The organism is Pedobacter sp. Hv1, from assembly GCF_001412215.1.
Classification (GTDB): Bacteria; Bacteroidota; Bacteroidia; order Sphingobacteriales; family Sphingobacteriaceae; genus Pedobacter.
In genome coordinates this window covers 461,902-477,844 of record NZ_LLWP01000004.1, presented here as the reverse complement: position 1 = coordinate 477,844, position 15,943 = coordinate 461,902, and the positions used below count along the sequence as shown (strand labels likewise).

General features: G+C 35.7%; 15 protein-coding genes. 6 read left to right on the top strand and 9 right to left on the bottom strand.

Annotated features, from left to right (window positions below; translation table 11 throughout):
* The first annotated feature begins 7 nt into the window (after window positions 1-7).
* From AQF98_RS09920 to AQF98_RS22155, 5 genes are all read left to right on the top strand, one after another.
* On the top strand, window positions 8-754 hold the full coding sequence (locus AQF98_RS09920; protein ID WP_055131779.1) for a hypothetical protein: 747 nt from the start codon (window positions 8-10) through the stop codon (window positions 752-754).
* A 23-nt stretch (window positions 755-777) separates the two neighbouring features.
* Complete coding sequence (locus AQF98_RS09915; protein ID WP_055131778.1) at window positions 778-1,734, top strand: hypothetical protein; 957 nt, start codon at window positions 778-780, stop codon at window positions 1,732-1,734.
* Between the two features lie 2 nt (window positions 1,735-1,736).
* Entirely contained in the window at window positions 1,737-2,846 is a 1,110-nt protein-coding gene (gene dinB / locus AQF98_RS09910) for a DNA polymerase IV (RefSeq protein WP_055131777.1), read from the top strand.
* 108 nt (window positions 2,847-2,954) lie between these two features.
* Window positions 2,955-4,592, top strand: a complete 1,638-nt coding sequence (locus AQF98_RS09905) for a glycosyltransferase family 39 protein (protein ID WP_055131776.1) — start codon at window positions 2,955-2,957, stop codon at window positions 4,590-4,592.
* Between the two features lie 107 nt (window positions 4,593-4,699).
* Window positions 4,700-4,858, top strand: coding sequence for a hypothetical protein (locus AQF98_RS22155; RefSeq protein WP_161805861.1), 159 nt, complete (start codon window positions 4,700-4,702; stop codon window positions 4,856-4,858).
* On the opposite strand, the gene AQF98_RS09900 is transcribed toward AQF98_RS22155, so the two are convergent.
* The 9 genes from AQF98_RS09900 to AQF98_RS09860 all read right to left on the bottom strand — a co-directional run bounded on the left by AQF98_RS09900 (window position 4,859) and on the right by AQF98_RS09860 (window position 15,504).
* On the bottom strand, window positions 4,859-5,488 hold the full coding sequence (locus AQF98_RS09900; protein ID WP_082434971.1) for an RNA polymerase sigma factor: 630 nt from the start codon (window positions 5,486-5,488) through the stop codon (window positions 4,859-4,861).
* A gap of 100 nt (window positions 5,489-5,588) precedes the next feature.
* Window positions 5,589-5,954 (bottom strand): response regulator, encoded by a 366-nt coding sequence (locus tag AQF98_RS09895; protein WP_055131775.1) that lies wholly within the window; start codon window positions 5,952-5,954, stop codon window positions 5,589-5,591.
* 64 nt (window positions 5,955-6,018) lie between these two features.
* A complete protein-coding gene (locus AQF98_RS09890) occupies window positions 6,019-7,158 on the bottom strand; it encodes a cytochrome-c peroxidase (protein ID WP_055131774.1) in 1,140 nt (379 codons plus the stop codon).
* Window positions 7,159-7,162: 4 nt separating this feature from the next.
* Entirely contained in the window at window positions 7,163-8,767 is a 1,605-nt protein-coding gene (locus AQF98_RS09885) for a DUF6850 family outer membrane beta-barrel protein (protein WP_055131773.1), read from the bottom strand.
* Between the two features lie 25 nt (window positions 8,768-8,792).
* Window positions 8,793-10,106 (bottom strand): DUF4876 domain-containing protein, encoded by a 1,314-nt coding sequence (locus tag AQF98_RS09880; RefSeq protein ID WP_055131772.1) that lies wholly within the window; start codon window positions 10,104-10,106, stop codon window positions 8,793-8,795.
* An 11-nt stretch (window positions 10,107-10,117) separates the two neighbouring features.
* Entirely contained in the window at window positions 10,118-12,871 is a 2,754-nt protein-coding gene (locus tag AQF98_RS09875; protein WP_082434967.1) for a TonB-dependent receptor domain-containing protein, read from the bottom strand.
* Window positions 12,872-12,952: 81 nt separating this feature from the next.
* Entirely contained in the window at window positions 12,953-14,320 is a 1,368-nt protein-coding gene (locus AQF98_RS09870; RefSeq protein WP_055131770.1) for an MATE family efflux transporter, read from the bottom strand.
* 53 nt (window positions 14,321-14,373) lie between these two features.
* A complete protein-coding gene (locus AQF98_RS09865) occupies window positions 14,374-15,006 on the bottom strand; it encodes a helix-turn-helix domain-containing protein (RefSeq protein ID WP_055131769.1) in 633 nt (210 codons plus the stop codon).
* A gap of 12 nt (window positions 15,007-15,018) precedes the next feature.
* A complete protein-coding gene (locus AQF98_RS09860; protein WP_055131768.1) occupies window positions 15,019-15,504 on the bottom strand; it encodes a PaaI family thioesterase in 486 nt (161 codons plus the stop codon).
* A gap of 104 nt (window positions 15,505-15,608) precedes the next feature.
* On the opposite strand from AQF98_RS09860, the gene AQF98_RS09855 reads away from it, so the two are divergent.
* Window positions 15,609-15,920, top strand: a complete 312-nt coding sequence (locus tag AQF98_RS09855; protein WP_055131767.1) for a hypothetical protein — start codon at window positions 15,609-15,611, stop codon at window positions 15,918-15,920.
* The last annotated feature ends 23 nt before the right edge of the window (window positions 15,921-15,943 follow it).

The window sequence follows — 15,943 nt, the reverse complement described above, 5'->3', positions numbered from 1 at the left end:
TTTACCTATGTTTAAATATTTCCGTTTTTTACCCATTTTATTAGTTGTATTAACAGGCTGTTCTTCTATTTACATGCCAAGTGTGCCCAATACACCTATGTTAACCACACAAGGTGAAATTGCTGCAGGTGCCCATATTTCGCTCAAAGGCAACGCCAATTTCAATTCGGCCTATGCGGTAAGTAACCATTTTGCAGTATTGCTAAATGGGGCCTACATGAACAATGAAGCCACAAAAAAAGACATTAAACATAAAATGGTTGAGGTTGGTGCTGGCTACTTTAATACCTTCGGACCCGACAACAATAGGATTTTAGAGATCTATGCAGGTATTGGAAGTGGTAATAGTAAACGTTTATTTAGGGAATTTGACTCCAATAGTATTTTAACCAGTACGGATCTTCAAGAGTCGAAATATGATAAAAAGTTCATTCAAGTCAATTACAGCTCCAAAAAGAAAGACAACATGCGTTTATTCGGGGTAAATTTTGGTTTAAACTATGGTACTGCCTTACGGATGAGTTTTGTAAAAACCAATGATTTTTACAGAAATGGTATCAAACAGGCAAATGAAGACAATATTTTTATAGAGCCCGTATTTTTTACCAGAATGATTTTGAGTGAGCAGGTACAGTTACAGTACACCAGTGGTAGTAATTTTGGCCTAAAAAGCCGAAAATTCTTAAATGCGGGCAATTCTGTATTTAGTGTAGGTGCTGTTGTAAATTTAGGAAGAGCACCCAAAAAACAATAAGAGATTATTGTAAATTTGTAGGTATGAGGTACAGTTTGTTGATCTTTTGCCTATTCTTTCTCAATGCACAACTAAAGGCACAGAACAGCTTTGAAGCCCATTTTAAGGCTTTAAAAACAATAGCAATTGACAGTGGCATCACCTTAACAATCGACGAACCAGCTCAGTTTAATACAGCCAAACCTACCCAATTGATAGTTTTTGCATTGCCAAATGGCAATACCACGGCACAAACTTTTGGTAAAAAACTAAAAGATGGAGACGATTGGCATTTTGATATTCAACACATTGGTGCACAAACTGCTTTTATCCGTAATACCGATCAACATACAAATTATATTGTTGTTTACGCCGCAAACAATTTAAAAAGCTGGCCAGCATGGCGAAAGAAATATGAGGATAGTGATTTGAGGATTGCCAAAGTTGTTGAATACCTAGCCAATTATTACAAAAACTACAAACCAAAAATTATGCTCAGTGGCCATAGTGGTGGTGGCAGTTTTATTTTTGGGTACCTGAATTCGCAAAAACAGATTCCTATTGCGATTAACTGCATTGGCTTTTTAGATGCTACTTATGGTTATGAAAGTGAAAAGCATCAAGCGAAGCTTAAAACTTGGTTAAAGCTTAAAAATACATCCTTGCAGGTAATTGCCTATAATGACAGTGTAGTTGTTTTTAATGGAAAACCATTGGTATCGCCAACTGGCGGAACTTGGTACAGAAGCAAGTTAATGGCCAAGGAACTACAGACCGACTTTAAACTGATCCATCAAGAGCTTACAGATCGATTGATTTGGGAAGACCAACGTAAACGAATTGCATTTTGTTTGATCAAAAACCCCGAAGCCAAAATCTACCACACTGTTCTAGTAGAGAAGAATGGATTTATAGCACTAGTTTTTAAAGGTACTAGATTTGAGACCCAGCAATATCAATTCTGGGGAGATCGGGCTTATCAGCAATATATCCTGCAATAAGCATGGAAAATGAGAGCCGCAATATCGTCAGAAAGATTATCCATATTGATATGGATGCCTTTTATGCATCTGTAGAACAACGAGATTTTCCGGAATACCGTGGTAAGCCTTTGGTAGTAGGAGGCTCGCCAGAAGGACGTGGAGGGGTAGTAGCTACCGCAAGTTACGAAGCGCGTAAATTTGGTATTCGCTCTGCGATGACCTCCAAAAAAGCACAACAACTTTGTCCTTATGCCATTTTTGTACGACCGAGATTTGATGCCTATAAAGACGTATCTCGAAAAATTAGAGAAATATTTGGGCGTTATACAGACCTGATTGAGCCTCTTTCTTTAGATGAAGCTTATTTAGATGTGAGTGAAGATAAATTGGGAATAGGCTCTGCAATTACCATTGCCGAGCAGATTAAACAAGCCATTAAAGACGAGCTTAACTTAACGGCTTCTGCAGGTGTCTCCATCAATAAATTTGCAGCCAAAATAGCTTCAGATATGAATAAACCAGATGGTTTGACTTTTATTGGCCCATCAAAAATGGAGAAATTCATGGAAAAACTACCTGTTGAGAAATTTTTTGGTGTAGGTAAGGTCACTGCCGAAAAGATGAAACGACAAGGACTGCATACAGGAGCCGATCTGAAACAACTAACTGAGCAACGCTTAACACAGCTGTTTGGTAAAACTGGAAAGTTCTTTTACAATATTGTAAGAGGGATAGATAACCGTCAGGTACAGCCTCACCAAGAAATTAAATCGATCAGTGCTGAAGATACCTTTTCTTACGATTTGGATAAGGGAGAGGAGTTGGATGATTGGTTGGAACAGATTGCCAAATCGGCCTTTAAACGTTTACAACATTACCAGATCTACGGGCGTACCCTTACCCTTAAAGTTAAATTTGCCGACTTTAAACAAGTAACCAGAAGTATTTCTTTTCCAAGCCCAATTAAAGAGCTTGACCAGGTTTTAACAGAAACAAAAGCACTATTGCATCATCTTGACTTGGGTGGAAAGAAAATAAGGCTTTTAGGTGTCGGATTTTCTAATTTCGGAGAGGTTAAAATAAGAGATCGATTTGATGGCTATCAACAGTCATTGTTCCCAATGGATTAATATTAGTTTAATCTTCTGTAAATATGCGCTAACTATTTTTGGTTCAGCTAGGTATAGCTAATCTTAGTCTTTTCACGATGAAGAGTAGGGGCTATTTAGTGTAGGCTAATGAAAGTATCAGAAAAAAAGTTATACTTAATTCTTATTATCTTAATCATCATCCTTAGTTTTGGTGGCCTATTTGGTTCCTTAATGGAGCCCGATTCGGCATTGTATGCCTCAATTGCTAAAAACATTGTACTTAGAAACGATTGGGTAAACTTATATGTAAGAGGAGCCGATTGGCTAGACAAACCCCATTTGGTTTTTTGGTTGGCAGCTGCAAGCTTTAAAATTTTTGGTATTAGCGGTTTTGCTTATAAATTGCCTTCTTTTTTAATTGGTTTGTGGGGAGCATGGTATTTATTTAAGTTTACAAAAGCCATCTTTGACGAAAAAACAGCATTGATCAGTGTCATCATATTGCTCACGGCATTACACCTCATTATCTCAACTTACGATGTAAGGGCCGAAGTTTACCTTAGCACATTTACATTTGCGGCAATTTATCATTATTACAAAGCACATTATCGTCAATTACACATTATTGCAGGTTCACTTTTTGCAGCTTTGGCCATTATGGTTAAAGGTATTTTTGTGCTGATTCCAATTTTTGCAGGTTTTATTATTTATTGGTTGTTTACCCATAAAATAAAAGAATTAATCAAACCCAAATGGTGGCTCGCTATTTTGTTGATCTTTATTTTTATCGTTCCAGAACTCTATACCCTTTACTTACAATTTGATCTGCACCCAGAAAAGATGGTATTTGGGCAAACCCATGTTTCTGGCTTAAAATTCTTCTTTTACGATAGTCAGTTTGGTCGCTTTTTTAACAATGGGCCAATTAGAGGTAGAGGCGACATTACTTTCTTTTTGCATACTACATTTTGGGCATTTTTGCCCTGGTCTGTTTTGCTCTATACTGCCGTGATAGCTTTAGTTAAAAAGAAAAATAGAAAAGAAATGCCACCAGAAATGATCGTGATTTGGGCCAGTGCTGCAATTACATTTTTGCTGTTTTCTTTGTCAAAATTTCAATTGCCTCATTATATCATTATCATTTTTCCGCAATTGGCTATCATCACGTCAGTTTACCTACAAAGATTAACCGATAAAGGAATAAAAACCTTCACCATCATACAAAGTGTTATTTTAATTGTCGTAAATCTATTATTGATTGGTATTGCGCTCTATTTCGATTTCGAGAACAAATATGTAGTGATCGGAATTTTAGTTGTTATGCTAACTTTTTCATTTGTCAAGTTTAGTCCTATCAAATTACAGACCCTTGTGGGTAGGAGTGTTTGCACTTCATTTGCATTGATGATCTTTTTGTACTTTTTCTTTTATCCTTCAATTCTACAGTATCAAGCGGGTGTACATGCTGCTATTTGGTTAAAAGATAATTATCCAACGGTTAGGCCGAAGGTGTTTTTGTTTCCAGATGCTTTTTCATTTGATTTTTATGCACATGGTGAAGTTGAATATTATTGGAGCCGCGAATCGCTGATGCGAGACAAAGAAAAAAAAGATATGGTTTTGTATGTGCCAAAATCAGAATTAGGTTGGCTTAAAGAAAATTATCAAATCAAAGTATTAAAGGAATTTAAAGACTTCCATATTACCAAGCTTAAACCTAAATTTTTGAATAGTGCAACAAGAAGTACTACATTAAGCAGCTTTTACCTCATTCAGTTTAACTGATATGTTTGTTTTCCAGTTTTAACAAATAACCTTTATTTAACTTAAAGTAAACAAAAGGATGTTAATTTTAATTATTAGAATAATAATATCAGTTAAATAAAGAAAAGATGAAGGTTAATATTGTAATTATAGCCATTGTAATTGTCGCCGTTATCGCTTTTGTCTATTTTGTGGTTAAACGCAATAGAAAAGATCAAAAAGATTTAGAACAAGAGCTTAACGAAAAAGAAACCACGCCTAAAAAACACAGCGATGTGCATGTTTAATTAGGTAAATAAGCAACTGGTTTTTGTATTTGTTTCGTTAAAATATTGCCTTAAAGTGATAAGGGATAGCCTGATCTTTGTTTTCACACTTCCCAGAGGCATTTGTAGATATTCGGCAACTTCTACATGGGTATGCCCTTTAAAATAGATGAGTTCTAAAATGTGCTGTTGGTCTGCTTTTAGATTGGTCAGCAATTGTTTCATTCCAATAGCTTCTGGGTTAAATTGCAACTTGTGCTGAAAGGCTATAGTATTTATCGGTATTTCATTAATTGTTTCTGTTTTACAGCTTTGGCTATGTTGTTTACTCCTTAGTTCATCAATTGCGGTATTTCTGGCCAAATTTGCCATCCAAGTAAATAATCTGCCTTTGGTCGAATCGTAGTGGGCAATAGACTTCCATATTTTGATGAAAGTGTCCTGTAATACATCTTCTGCCACCTCATCTGATTTAACAATACGTGTAATGATTCCCAACAATGATGAAGCATACTGATTATATAATTGCTCAATAGCATTGCTATTGCTTGCTTTCAACGCTTTAACTAAGCAGGCCTCTACGGTAGTAGGTTCACTAATACTTGTTTCTTTACTGAGTTTAGGCTTAAAGGGGAGTAGAAATGCAACCATTATCGCTATTGTTGTTATTAATGTTTAAACAACAATATTTTACTAATTGTTTAGCATACTCTCGTAGGCTATGCGATTTATTGGTTTGACAATGAATAAATTAACTTACGCTTTTCAGTTGTTCTTCCAATACCTCTAATAAGCCATCAATATCAAAAGGCTTTGGTACAATTTCATCGGCGCAGATTTCTTTTACCTTCTGGATCTGGGGATGTGTAGATAATACAATTACAGGAATATGGCTAGTTCCTTCAGCCTCTTTTAGCTGTCTGCAAAGTTCTGTTCCTTCTAGGGTAGGTTTAACAATATCAAGTAGTATGGCATCTGGTTGAAATGCTTGGATATGATCAAAAATATCAGTTTCATTAGTATGTAAGCTCAATTCGTAGCCTTCACCCTCCAAAATCATTGCAATCAATTCAAGGATATCTTTATTGTTCTCTACAACCAGTATGCGCTTTTTCATGGACTTAAATATAAAGCATTTTCTATTAAAGGAAAAGAATTGAATAGAGCTATAAGCTCTAGATTTATTTAGGTAGAACTGGTGGTCTGTCTTTCCAAGGTGCTGTAGTAATCGCATTTAAAAAGGCAATAACAGCATCTCTTTCGTTTTTGCTTAATCTCAGTCCACGTAATAATTTATCGTTTTTAGGCAACAATGGATCTTTTTCTTGCTCAGGTTTTACCCTTTGTACAGGCATACCCACGTTGTACATGTTCATGATGCCATCCATATCTCCAAATAACCCATTATGGAACCAAGGTCCAGTACGCATTACATTACGTAAGCCTGGTGTTTTGAACTTACCCACATCTTCAGGCTTTTTGGTTACATTGTATAGACCCAAGTCTTCATATTTCCTACCATAATAGGTGAGGCCAACATTGTGGAATTCATTATCAGTAAATAATGCTCCATTGTGGCAATTGATACAACGGGCTTTGGTTCTGAACAAGTGTAAGCCCACTAGTTGCTGATCTGTTAAGCTGTTTTTATCTCCCTCTAAAAAACGATCGAAGTCTGATTTTCTGCTTACAATAGTGCGTTGGTAATCGGCCAAACTTTTAAAAATGCGTTCAGCATTGATTTGATCATCGCCAAATGCAGCACTAAACAATTCCCTATAGCCTTTGATCTTTTTTAGTTTTTTAGGCAGCACCTTCATATCTTGGTGCATTTCTATTGCAGAGGTAAGTGGACCATGAGCTTGATCTTCTAAGCTTTCTGCTCTTCCATCCCAAAATAAACGTTTATAAAACCAAACATTTTCTAAAGAAGGGGCGTTACGGGTATTTACAGCATGATCATGACCAATGGATACTTCTCTGCCATCGGCCCAGTTAAGGTCGGGTACATGGCAACTAGAACAAGAAATCTGATTAGATGAAGATAACCTTGGGTCGAAGAATAAGAGTTTACCTAAGTTGACGATTTTTTTGATGGAATCGTTTTTTACATCCAATGGAGAAGGAGGCAAAATACCTAACTCTTTATAATTAACTCCAGAATCAACTGTCGGTTTTGGCCATTGGCTTGGCGCTTTTGAATAGATTTTTCGAAGTGAATCAACAGTTACTTCATCACCAACTCTAAACTCTGTAGATCTAAAAGAAAGAAATAATAAAATAGCTAAAACAATAGCTAAGCCTGGCAATACTTTATTCATTGGGTCAAAAATACAGATTTAAGCTGATATTAGAAGAAAAACGATCTTTTCCTGGTAAAGATAATACTTGCCTATCTAAAGGCTCTAGTGCTCCCAAACATTGGATGTAGTTAAGATTGAACTTAATACTAGCCTGTAAAACTTTATAAGCTGGAAATGAATATTCTCCATTTAAACCTATGGCAGCATATTTTGCAGTGTTGTAAAGAAAATCATGATAAATGACATATTTATAGAAGATTTTCTCATTAATGGCAGGTACTATAAATGTATTTGATGGACTAAGACTATACATTCCATTTAAGCCAATACCATAGGTCTTTTTTGTTAAGGTATGTTTGTTAATGCTTAGGCCACCATTAATATTTAATCGGTTATAAATTACATTATTACCAGAAGAACCATCTTGTTTACCTTCTTTGCTAAATGAACTGCCTATAAACGCACTGAGATTGGTACGGTTTAATAAGTTGTTTTGCGTACCAATGAATTTAAAATCAATAACCTGTAAATCATACAAGTAGTTGTTGTATTTGTAAAGTACCTCACCTGCATTCAATTGGGCCTTATGTCCTCTTGGATAATACAAATCTTTTCCCGTTTCGTCTCTATAGCCTATTTTGAGCAGAAACTGTTTCGATTTAATATTGAATTTCCAAAATAATGTACCCTCTATAATTTCGTTGGTATAGTCCATTAATCGCCTTGGATCTAAAGAAGATATGTTAGCTCCAACAGGTAAAATCACAAAATCGTCAGTTTCTTTTAAATAAGATAGCTTTAGCATTAAGTTTTGCTGTTCGGTCAATTTGTAATCGAAATTTAAATCCAGACCTTTTCTTTTGAACAAGGTTACATAATCTAGATCTGAGATGAACTCTTCAGATGTACCATAACCTACATTTCTCCAAGTTAACAATTCGGTAGGTTTAACATTTTTGTTTTTATAACCAATATTGATATCTTCTCTACCATAACCATAAATAAAGCTTAATCCTGTTTTCAGTTGCTTATTTAAGCGATAGGCGAGTGTTGTAGTGGTATTGAGCTGAAAATCGCTCAAATCTCCCCGAGGGTCATTATTGCTAAAGTGATTTCCAATTCTATAATCTATTTTAAAGTTTAATGGCAGGTTGTTTTGTAAGATATTCCTTTCGGCCATTGCCTTAAAAGTATATATAGAACGTTCGTAATGGTTATACTTGATAGATCCAAAATATAATGGAACATTGGGTTTAAATCTGGTTTGGTGTGCCCAACGGGTACTGTCTTCAAAAATTTTATGAAAGGTAAATGAACCGTACAAATCAACTTTTTCTAATCTTGTTTTCCCTTCTGTATTGAAAAAGTAGTCTTGTGTTTTAGTACTACCTTGCGCAGTAATGAATTTACCTTTATCAAAGTTTAATCCTGCGTTAATGGAGTTGAAATTTACCGGGATATGATTTTGATAAAAAGGATTGTTTTTATAAAAGTTATACAGCGTGTTGTTAATAGAATCAGCTACATAAAGCTTATTTCTAAAGCTATTTTGTACACTGTCTATATTTTGGGCTTTGATCTGTTTTGTTACAGCCAACACAAAAAGCAACACTACTATCTTTCTCATAAAAACAATCCTTCTTTTAAATTACCTATTTATAAAATCCCCATGGTTGAGCAATATCAAATACACCAAAATCATCAGAAGAATTATTGGTGTCTTTTAAGATCACTCGACCATCAATTGTACTAGCAATTTTTCTAATTACAGATTGAGAAGAGTAGATACCTTTTGGTGTAAATGTGAAACCAGAATCGTAGCTCGCACTTAGTTTTTTTGGAATTCTAGCCGATGCAGCTTGTGGCTGTGTTTCTACTGCATCTAAAATATACTTGTTTGGAATTTGGTAATATTTTTTTTCGCTTGTGCCAGGTGCAGCTTTTAATGGATAGTAATATTGTTTAAGATCTCTAGGACCATCGTTAATTTTAAAAATAATGTAAGCTGTACGACCATTGGTATCAAAAATCATATCTCTTCCACCCATTTGTAAAACCTCTATGTTTACAGAGTTAGGGTTGTCAATATCAGAATCCAATTGATTGGCACCATAAGATGCATAGTGAGCCTCAAATTGAGCAGTACTTAAGTCTACAGTTAAACCAGGGTTACGTACAGAAATACTAGTTTGATCTGCACCTGTAAAAGGTTGTTTATGATTTTGTGCAGTTTGTGCTATAATGATACTTTTACCAGGTAAAACAGGATATTGTTGTCCAGATCCAGGAATCATATGTAATGCTTTGGTATACACATAGTCGTTATTGGCATCAATGTTAATTGGCATATCAATAGATTTGCTCCAATCCAATTGGCCATCGCTAAGTGTTTGATAAGTACTATTTGTAAGTGATTGTCTTCCTGTTAATTCAGCAAAATATAAACCATCGGCATATAGAGTCTTATCTGAGTTGTTGTGGATTTCTATAAACTGGTCTCTGTACATTGCACCTTCTACTAGGTCAGAACCCGCATAATAAACCTGTTTAATTACCCAGTCGCTAGTTGTACCTGTAATTAGCGTTAGATTAAGGTTGCCAGAAAAATTTGGCGCAATAATCTTGTTTAAGATAGAAGCATTAAATGTAACTGCTGTATTGGTAGCAATACCTGTTGCTGCAGTATATGCTGTAGCTGGGATTACAATCTTTGCAGTAATGTCATAAGTGCCAGTAGATATCGACTCAAATGTAAATTCGCCATTGGCATTGGTACTTCCTTTTTGGATATTTCCGGTAGTTAAGTTTTTGATGCTCAGCTCTACACTAGTTATGGGTAATTTACTATCAGTAACACTATAAGCAACCTTCAAACCCAAGTTTACAGGTTGAGCTTCGGGAGTATTGTTTTTTTTACAGGCGCCAAATAGGAGGGCGAGACATAATAAGTAAGCTATTCTTTTCATATTTGATATATTTATAATTTAATTGATAATTCTGCTCCGAATGTTGGACTGCTGTTGGGTTTAATTACAGAGGTTCCTAACACATTAAGGTATCTGGGTTGGTAATTGAAAACGTTATATACGTTGAATGCGAATTTGAAACGTTTTTTGATCTCTTTGGCCACACTCATATGGTAATTGGTAAACACCCTAAATTGGTTGGTTTCATTCTGTTGTGCTGTGGAAAGAAACAAGTGTTTGTAAAGAGGGTTGGTAGGATCTGGGTTAGGAAGATCGATATAATCGTTATTATTATTGTAATAACCAATTGGTATACCGCTACCTGGTTCGTATATGGTTTTATTGATGAAACTAAACTCTGCAGTAAACTGAACCAATAAACTGATTTTTGGAATGTGTGTGCTAGAAGAAATTCTGCCCGAACTGAAATAGGTAGTTCTAGAATTGTGTTGGTAAAAAGCAATTAATGGACTTTCTGGTAAGGTATTTGAAGCAAGTAGTGGACTGATTCGATTATTGGCATCAAAATAGGCCGATCTAAATATACCGCCACTAAGGTTAAAGGAAGTAGCAATGGCCTCATATTTTGGGGTATTTAAAATCAATTCAATACCTTGATTTTTAGATTTTAAACTATTGTTGAAATAATGGTAATTGATCAATTTCTTTTTGGTACCTGTTTCAACAATTAAAGGTTGCTGACCGGGTCTGAAAGTAGCTTGATAAACTGGTAGATCAATCGCTTTATATTCTTGAACGGTATTGATACCATTGCGAAGATCTTTGTTAAATAAGGATACCGAGAGGTTATAGTTCCCAAGTTTATATAAAGCAGTTAATTCTATGGTTTGTGTATTCGACGATTTTAGATTAGACGTAGGGTCATATCTATACATATAAAATATGCTTCTACTCTCTTTAACATTGCCATTGTACGAATTGATAAGTGGGATTTCAAAAAATGCTGGTCCAGGATATAAATGAGCTAAGCCCGGAGACTTATAAGCCAAACCATAGGCCAAACCTAACCTTAGGTTTTTAGAAACCTGATAATTGATATTGGTTCTTGGCGATAGGTTAAAATAATTGTTCTGCCCATCTAATCTTACCCCGATGCGGGTATTGAGGTCTTTACCGAACAAACGGATCTTAAATACATCTTCCGCATAGGCGCCAAAATCTTTTTGAGGAATGACCAATGAAAAATCATAATAACGCTCAGTTGGACCACTACTAAGCGTAGTACCTGTAGTATTAAAAGAAGGTCTTGGTCTGCTTGGATCAACTATTCTTCCTAAACCATTGTTAATTGCATAAGAGTAATTTGTACCAAAATTTAGATAATGGTTAATCTCTCCAGTTTTAAAGTAGGTGTTTAGTTCTACTTGCCCTGATAAAGTAATTGGTCTACCATCAATATGACTTACTGAGGTATAAATACCAGTATCATAAATACCATCTGTAAAACCTGTAGTAATAGCATTGGTATATAAGATATAAGCATAATTCTGATATTGCTCAGTGTAAGTGCTTTGATGCGATTGACTGTAGCGAGCATTGAAGCTAATATTTTTAAAGAAGGGGTGATTGAAACGGTAACTTGTTCTATTGCTAAAACTTAAATTCCAGCTGGTAAAATCGATAAAACGACCATAAGGATCATCAGGGTCTTTTTTAATACCATCTAAGTTTCTTCCATAATCAAAACTAAACGTGTTTTTTAAACGTTTTTCTTTGCCAAATGTATTGGTCCACATGGCATTCAGATTGAGCCTTTTATAAGCTTTCATCTTATCCCTGTTATCGGCAAAAGAATTGACATAGTTTAAGCCAACATTAAAGCTACCCAACTCTGGACTTAACCTGAAACCTTGAGAATAGCCATATGAGGTGGCATTGTCACGCAATTGCATTCTGACATAGGCTGGAGATTTTCCCGCTTGTCTCTCAACAATAATAGCACCATCTGTTAAATCGCCATATTTTACAGAAGGTACACCAGCAATCACCTCAATGCTTTCAATATTATCAGCAGGAATTTGTCTCAGATCTGTACCACCAAATGTATAATCTCCATTGTAACCCACTTTATTGGCATTGGTTAAGCCATAATCGCCACTGCCCAAAGTAACCTTTGTAGAACCAAATCCTCTATTACCAGGGTTGTATCCTTGCATATTGGCGTTGTTACTAATCGCGTTTCCATCTATAATAATGGCTACACCAAATGAGTTGTTTAAGTCAAAAACATTTGAATTATAAGCACCCCGTAATGAAATGTTTTGTACAGACTGTAGAGAGGGGGGCATGATTTTCCGATTTGGAATTTGATTGAGCAGATCGTTGATACTTAAGGCTGGAATCTGTTCAATGATATCTCTACCAATAATCAAAGAAGAATTTGACGAACCCTCGTAGTTTCTTTTGGCATTGATTTCAATAGTCTCAAGACTTAAATTGAGCTCTTTTAAGGTAATTGTCCCTAAATCTATTTTAGCATCTTTAAGATTTACAATTCTGGTTAATTTTTGAAAACCGATGTAACTAAATTCTAAAGTAAGTAGCTCATTATTGTTGTTGATTTCGAAATTAAATTGACCTAGTTTGTTACTAACAGCCAATTGATTGGTTTCTACAATCTTAATGTTTACCGCCTCTAAGGGAGTTTTTTGAGCATTTAAAACTTTCCCACTAATTGTATTTTGAGCCAATACAGTGGTTGTAGTGATGATAAGGACGAAAAGGAAGGATATATGCTGTTTCAATTTAGACTAATTCTAATTTGCCGCAAAGGTGTGAAAAATACACTATATACGCAAGTTATTTAGACTAATTCTAAGTAATTTTTATGTTGTTTGTTTGCTAACCAACAACCTTGTTCGGTGTTGGAGCCTGAAAAACAGTAGGATAGAGGCCGTTAAGAGCCCAAAAGTTAGTCCATACCAAATGCCTTTTACACCCATTTCTAAGTAAATTCCCAAGAAATAACCCAAGGGGATACCAATTACCCAATAAGAGAGAAAAGTGATAAATGTGGGCATATTTACATCGCCAATACCTCTTAAAACTCCCAAACCAACTACCTGTGTACCATCAAATAACTGAAAAAAGCCAGCGATGATTAAAAGTTGGGCTGCAATGGTTACTACTTTTAAATCGTCTGTATAAATGTAAGGTAACAATGAGCTGGCAAAGACAAATAGGAGTGCTGCGCAGATCATAAAGGCCAATACCACATGGTAACTTGCTATGGCCGAGCGACGCAGGTCTGTAAAATTTCTTTGCCCTAAATAATTGCCTGTTTTAATAGTTGCTGATGAGGCAATACCGTTGGCTACCATATAGGTTAAGGCCGCCAAGGTAATAGCAATCTGGTGTGCCGCCTGAGGTGCTGCACCTATGGTACCAATTAAAATGGCGGCACCACTAAAGGCGCTGATCTCAAAAATATATTGCATGGCCACCGGAGCACCAATTTTGAAAATTTGCATGCTCCTTACTTTATCTATGGCATTGATTTTGAATTTCTGAAGATAGATTTTGAAGTTTTTAGAACGAAGTACATAAATACACATTACCAAAGCCATTAACATTCGATCTACTAAGGTGCTGATCCCAACACCTTTAACGCCCATTGGGGTAATGCCAAACATGCCTTTAACCAAAATAATACCCAGGATAATGTTCAATATATTACCAAAAATAGAAATCAACATGGCTTGCATGGTAAAGCCCAACCCTTCGGCAAACTGCTTAAAAGTTTGGAAAATCATTAGCGGAACAATAGAAAAGGCCAATAGGCCCAAGTAGGGTTTGGCATAAGCTACTACCTCGGCCGATTGACCCAAGTGGTCGATTATAGATAAGGTTCCGAAATGAAGTATCGCATAAAGTAATGATCCAGTAAGGATATTGATGATCAGACTATTGGAAAGTAGCTTTCCGCATTCGTCATAGTTTTTTCTGCCATTTTCTTGGGCTATCAATGGAGTTAATCCGTAAGAGATGCCCATACCCAATACCAAGGTTAACATAAACAGGCTGTTTACCAAAGAAACTGCTGCCAATTGCGCTGTACCAGCAAACTGACCAACAATGATACTATCGGCAATATGTACGGCCATGTGGCCAATCTGCGAAACCACAATAGGACCCGCCAGAATTAGATTTTCTCTATAGTAAGGTTTGTATTTTGTATATAAATTGAGTAACATAGGCGGAACAAAAATCGCGTATTTATACCACAAAGCTCAAGATTGCGAAGAATTTATTTTACCTCTGCTGCTGTAAAGTATTCTTCTTTTTCAGAAATGTGTGGTAAAATTACGCCAGTGAGAATTAAACTAACAATAATTTTTTGTGCCTTTTTATAAGCACTTTTGGTCAACTTACTATATTCTTTCAAGGTAATCCGACCATGTTCTGCCAAATAGGTAAGCAATTTTTTCTCTTGATCGGAATAAGAGATCAGCTGGCCATTTTCATTGTTGCTTTCCTTTAACACGTCTACTATAATCTTGCTCGCTAATACACTTTTGTCTTTAACCCGAAAATAGACCCACCATTTTTTGTTCTCGTCCATGGCGTAGTGCGGTTTGGTATCACTTTTTGGAATGTCGACCATTAAAACAACTTTATCGTCTATATAGATTTCCTCAAATTTGGGTTCAATGGCAGGTTTACAATAGATGTGGGCAGCTTTGGTGATCATGTATTTTTCTTCATCTTCAGATTTTACGCCTTTGATCTGTCCATCGTCAGTTACACCAATTAACAGTTTACCACCTCGGTTGTTAGCAAATGCCACCAAGGTTTTCGCTATTTTCTCGCTACTGCTAATCGTCTTTTTAAAATCTAAGCTTACGTTTTCGCCTTCTAGTATTAATCTTTTGATATTCATAGCCCATGTTCATTAAATGGCAACGCGTTGTTTTTCTCCTGGAAATTTTGTGCGCAAATAAACTTCATTCATTACGGTAGCACACAATTCTCCTTGTTTATTAAATAGTTCCATTGGGTATGATTTCACAAACTTACCTGTATCTTTTAGCGAATGTTCAGCCTCTGCAATCATCTCATCGGTGATTTTTAAGGTGAAATATAAACTAGTTAAACCCGGTTTAAGGTATTGGATGGAAGCACTTTTTAGCCAAACCCTTACTTTAAAGCCACGCCGTTGCATCAATTGATCGAACAAAATGGCATAAAAAGGGTCTGTTGCCGCATAAATGGTTCCGCCAAAAATAGAGCCGTTATAGTTTCTGTTTAAAAAACTGTTGCTGATCTTCACGTCTACACCCAAAAAGCCAGAATGGAATTTTTTAACCCAAATGCGCTGAAATAATAAAGGTGGATAAAGACACATCGCCCATTTAAGGGTTTTCTCAGAAACTATCATGATGGTTAAATATCAGAAATACAATTGAGGTTTAAAAGTTTTGAGAGTTGATTTTACACACAATAAATATTTAATTGTTATTGAAAAAAATGGTAAATTGCTGAATGCATATTTACGATACATTAAGCGCCGCTGTAACCGATTTAGAGCAAAGAGGTTACGAATATGATTTTAATCTGTTAGAAGATTGTATTGAATGTAAATCTTTAGATCTTCAATTAATGCCTGAGGAGTTTGAAATTGAGGAATTCTATCGTTTTGAAGGAATGACCGATCCTGGAGATAGTGCGGTGATCTACGCCATTTCATCGCAGGTTGGAAATTTAAAAGGAGTGTTGATTGATGCCTATGGCGCTTATGCCGAAAATATTTCTCCAGAGCTCCTAGATAAACTCAAAATGCACCACGATAGTTAAGCTGTTGCTGATGTATTAGTTAA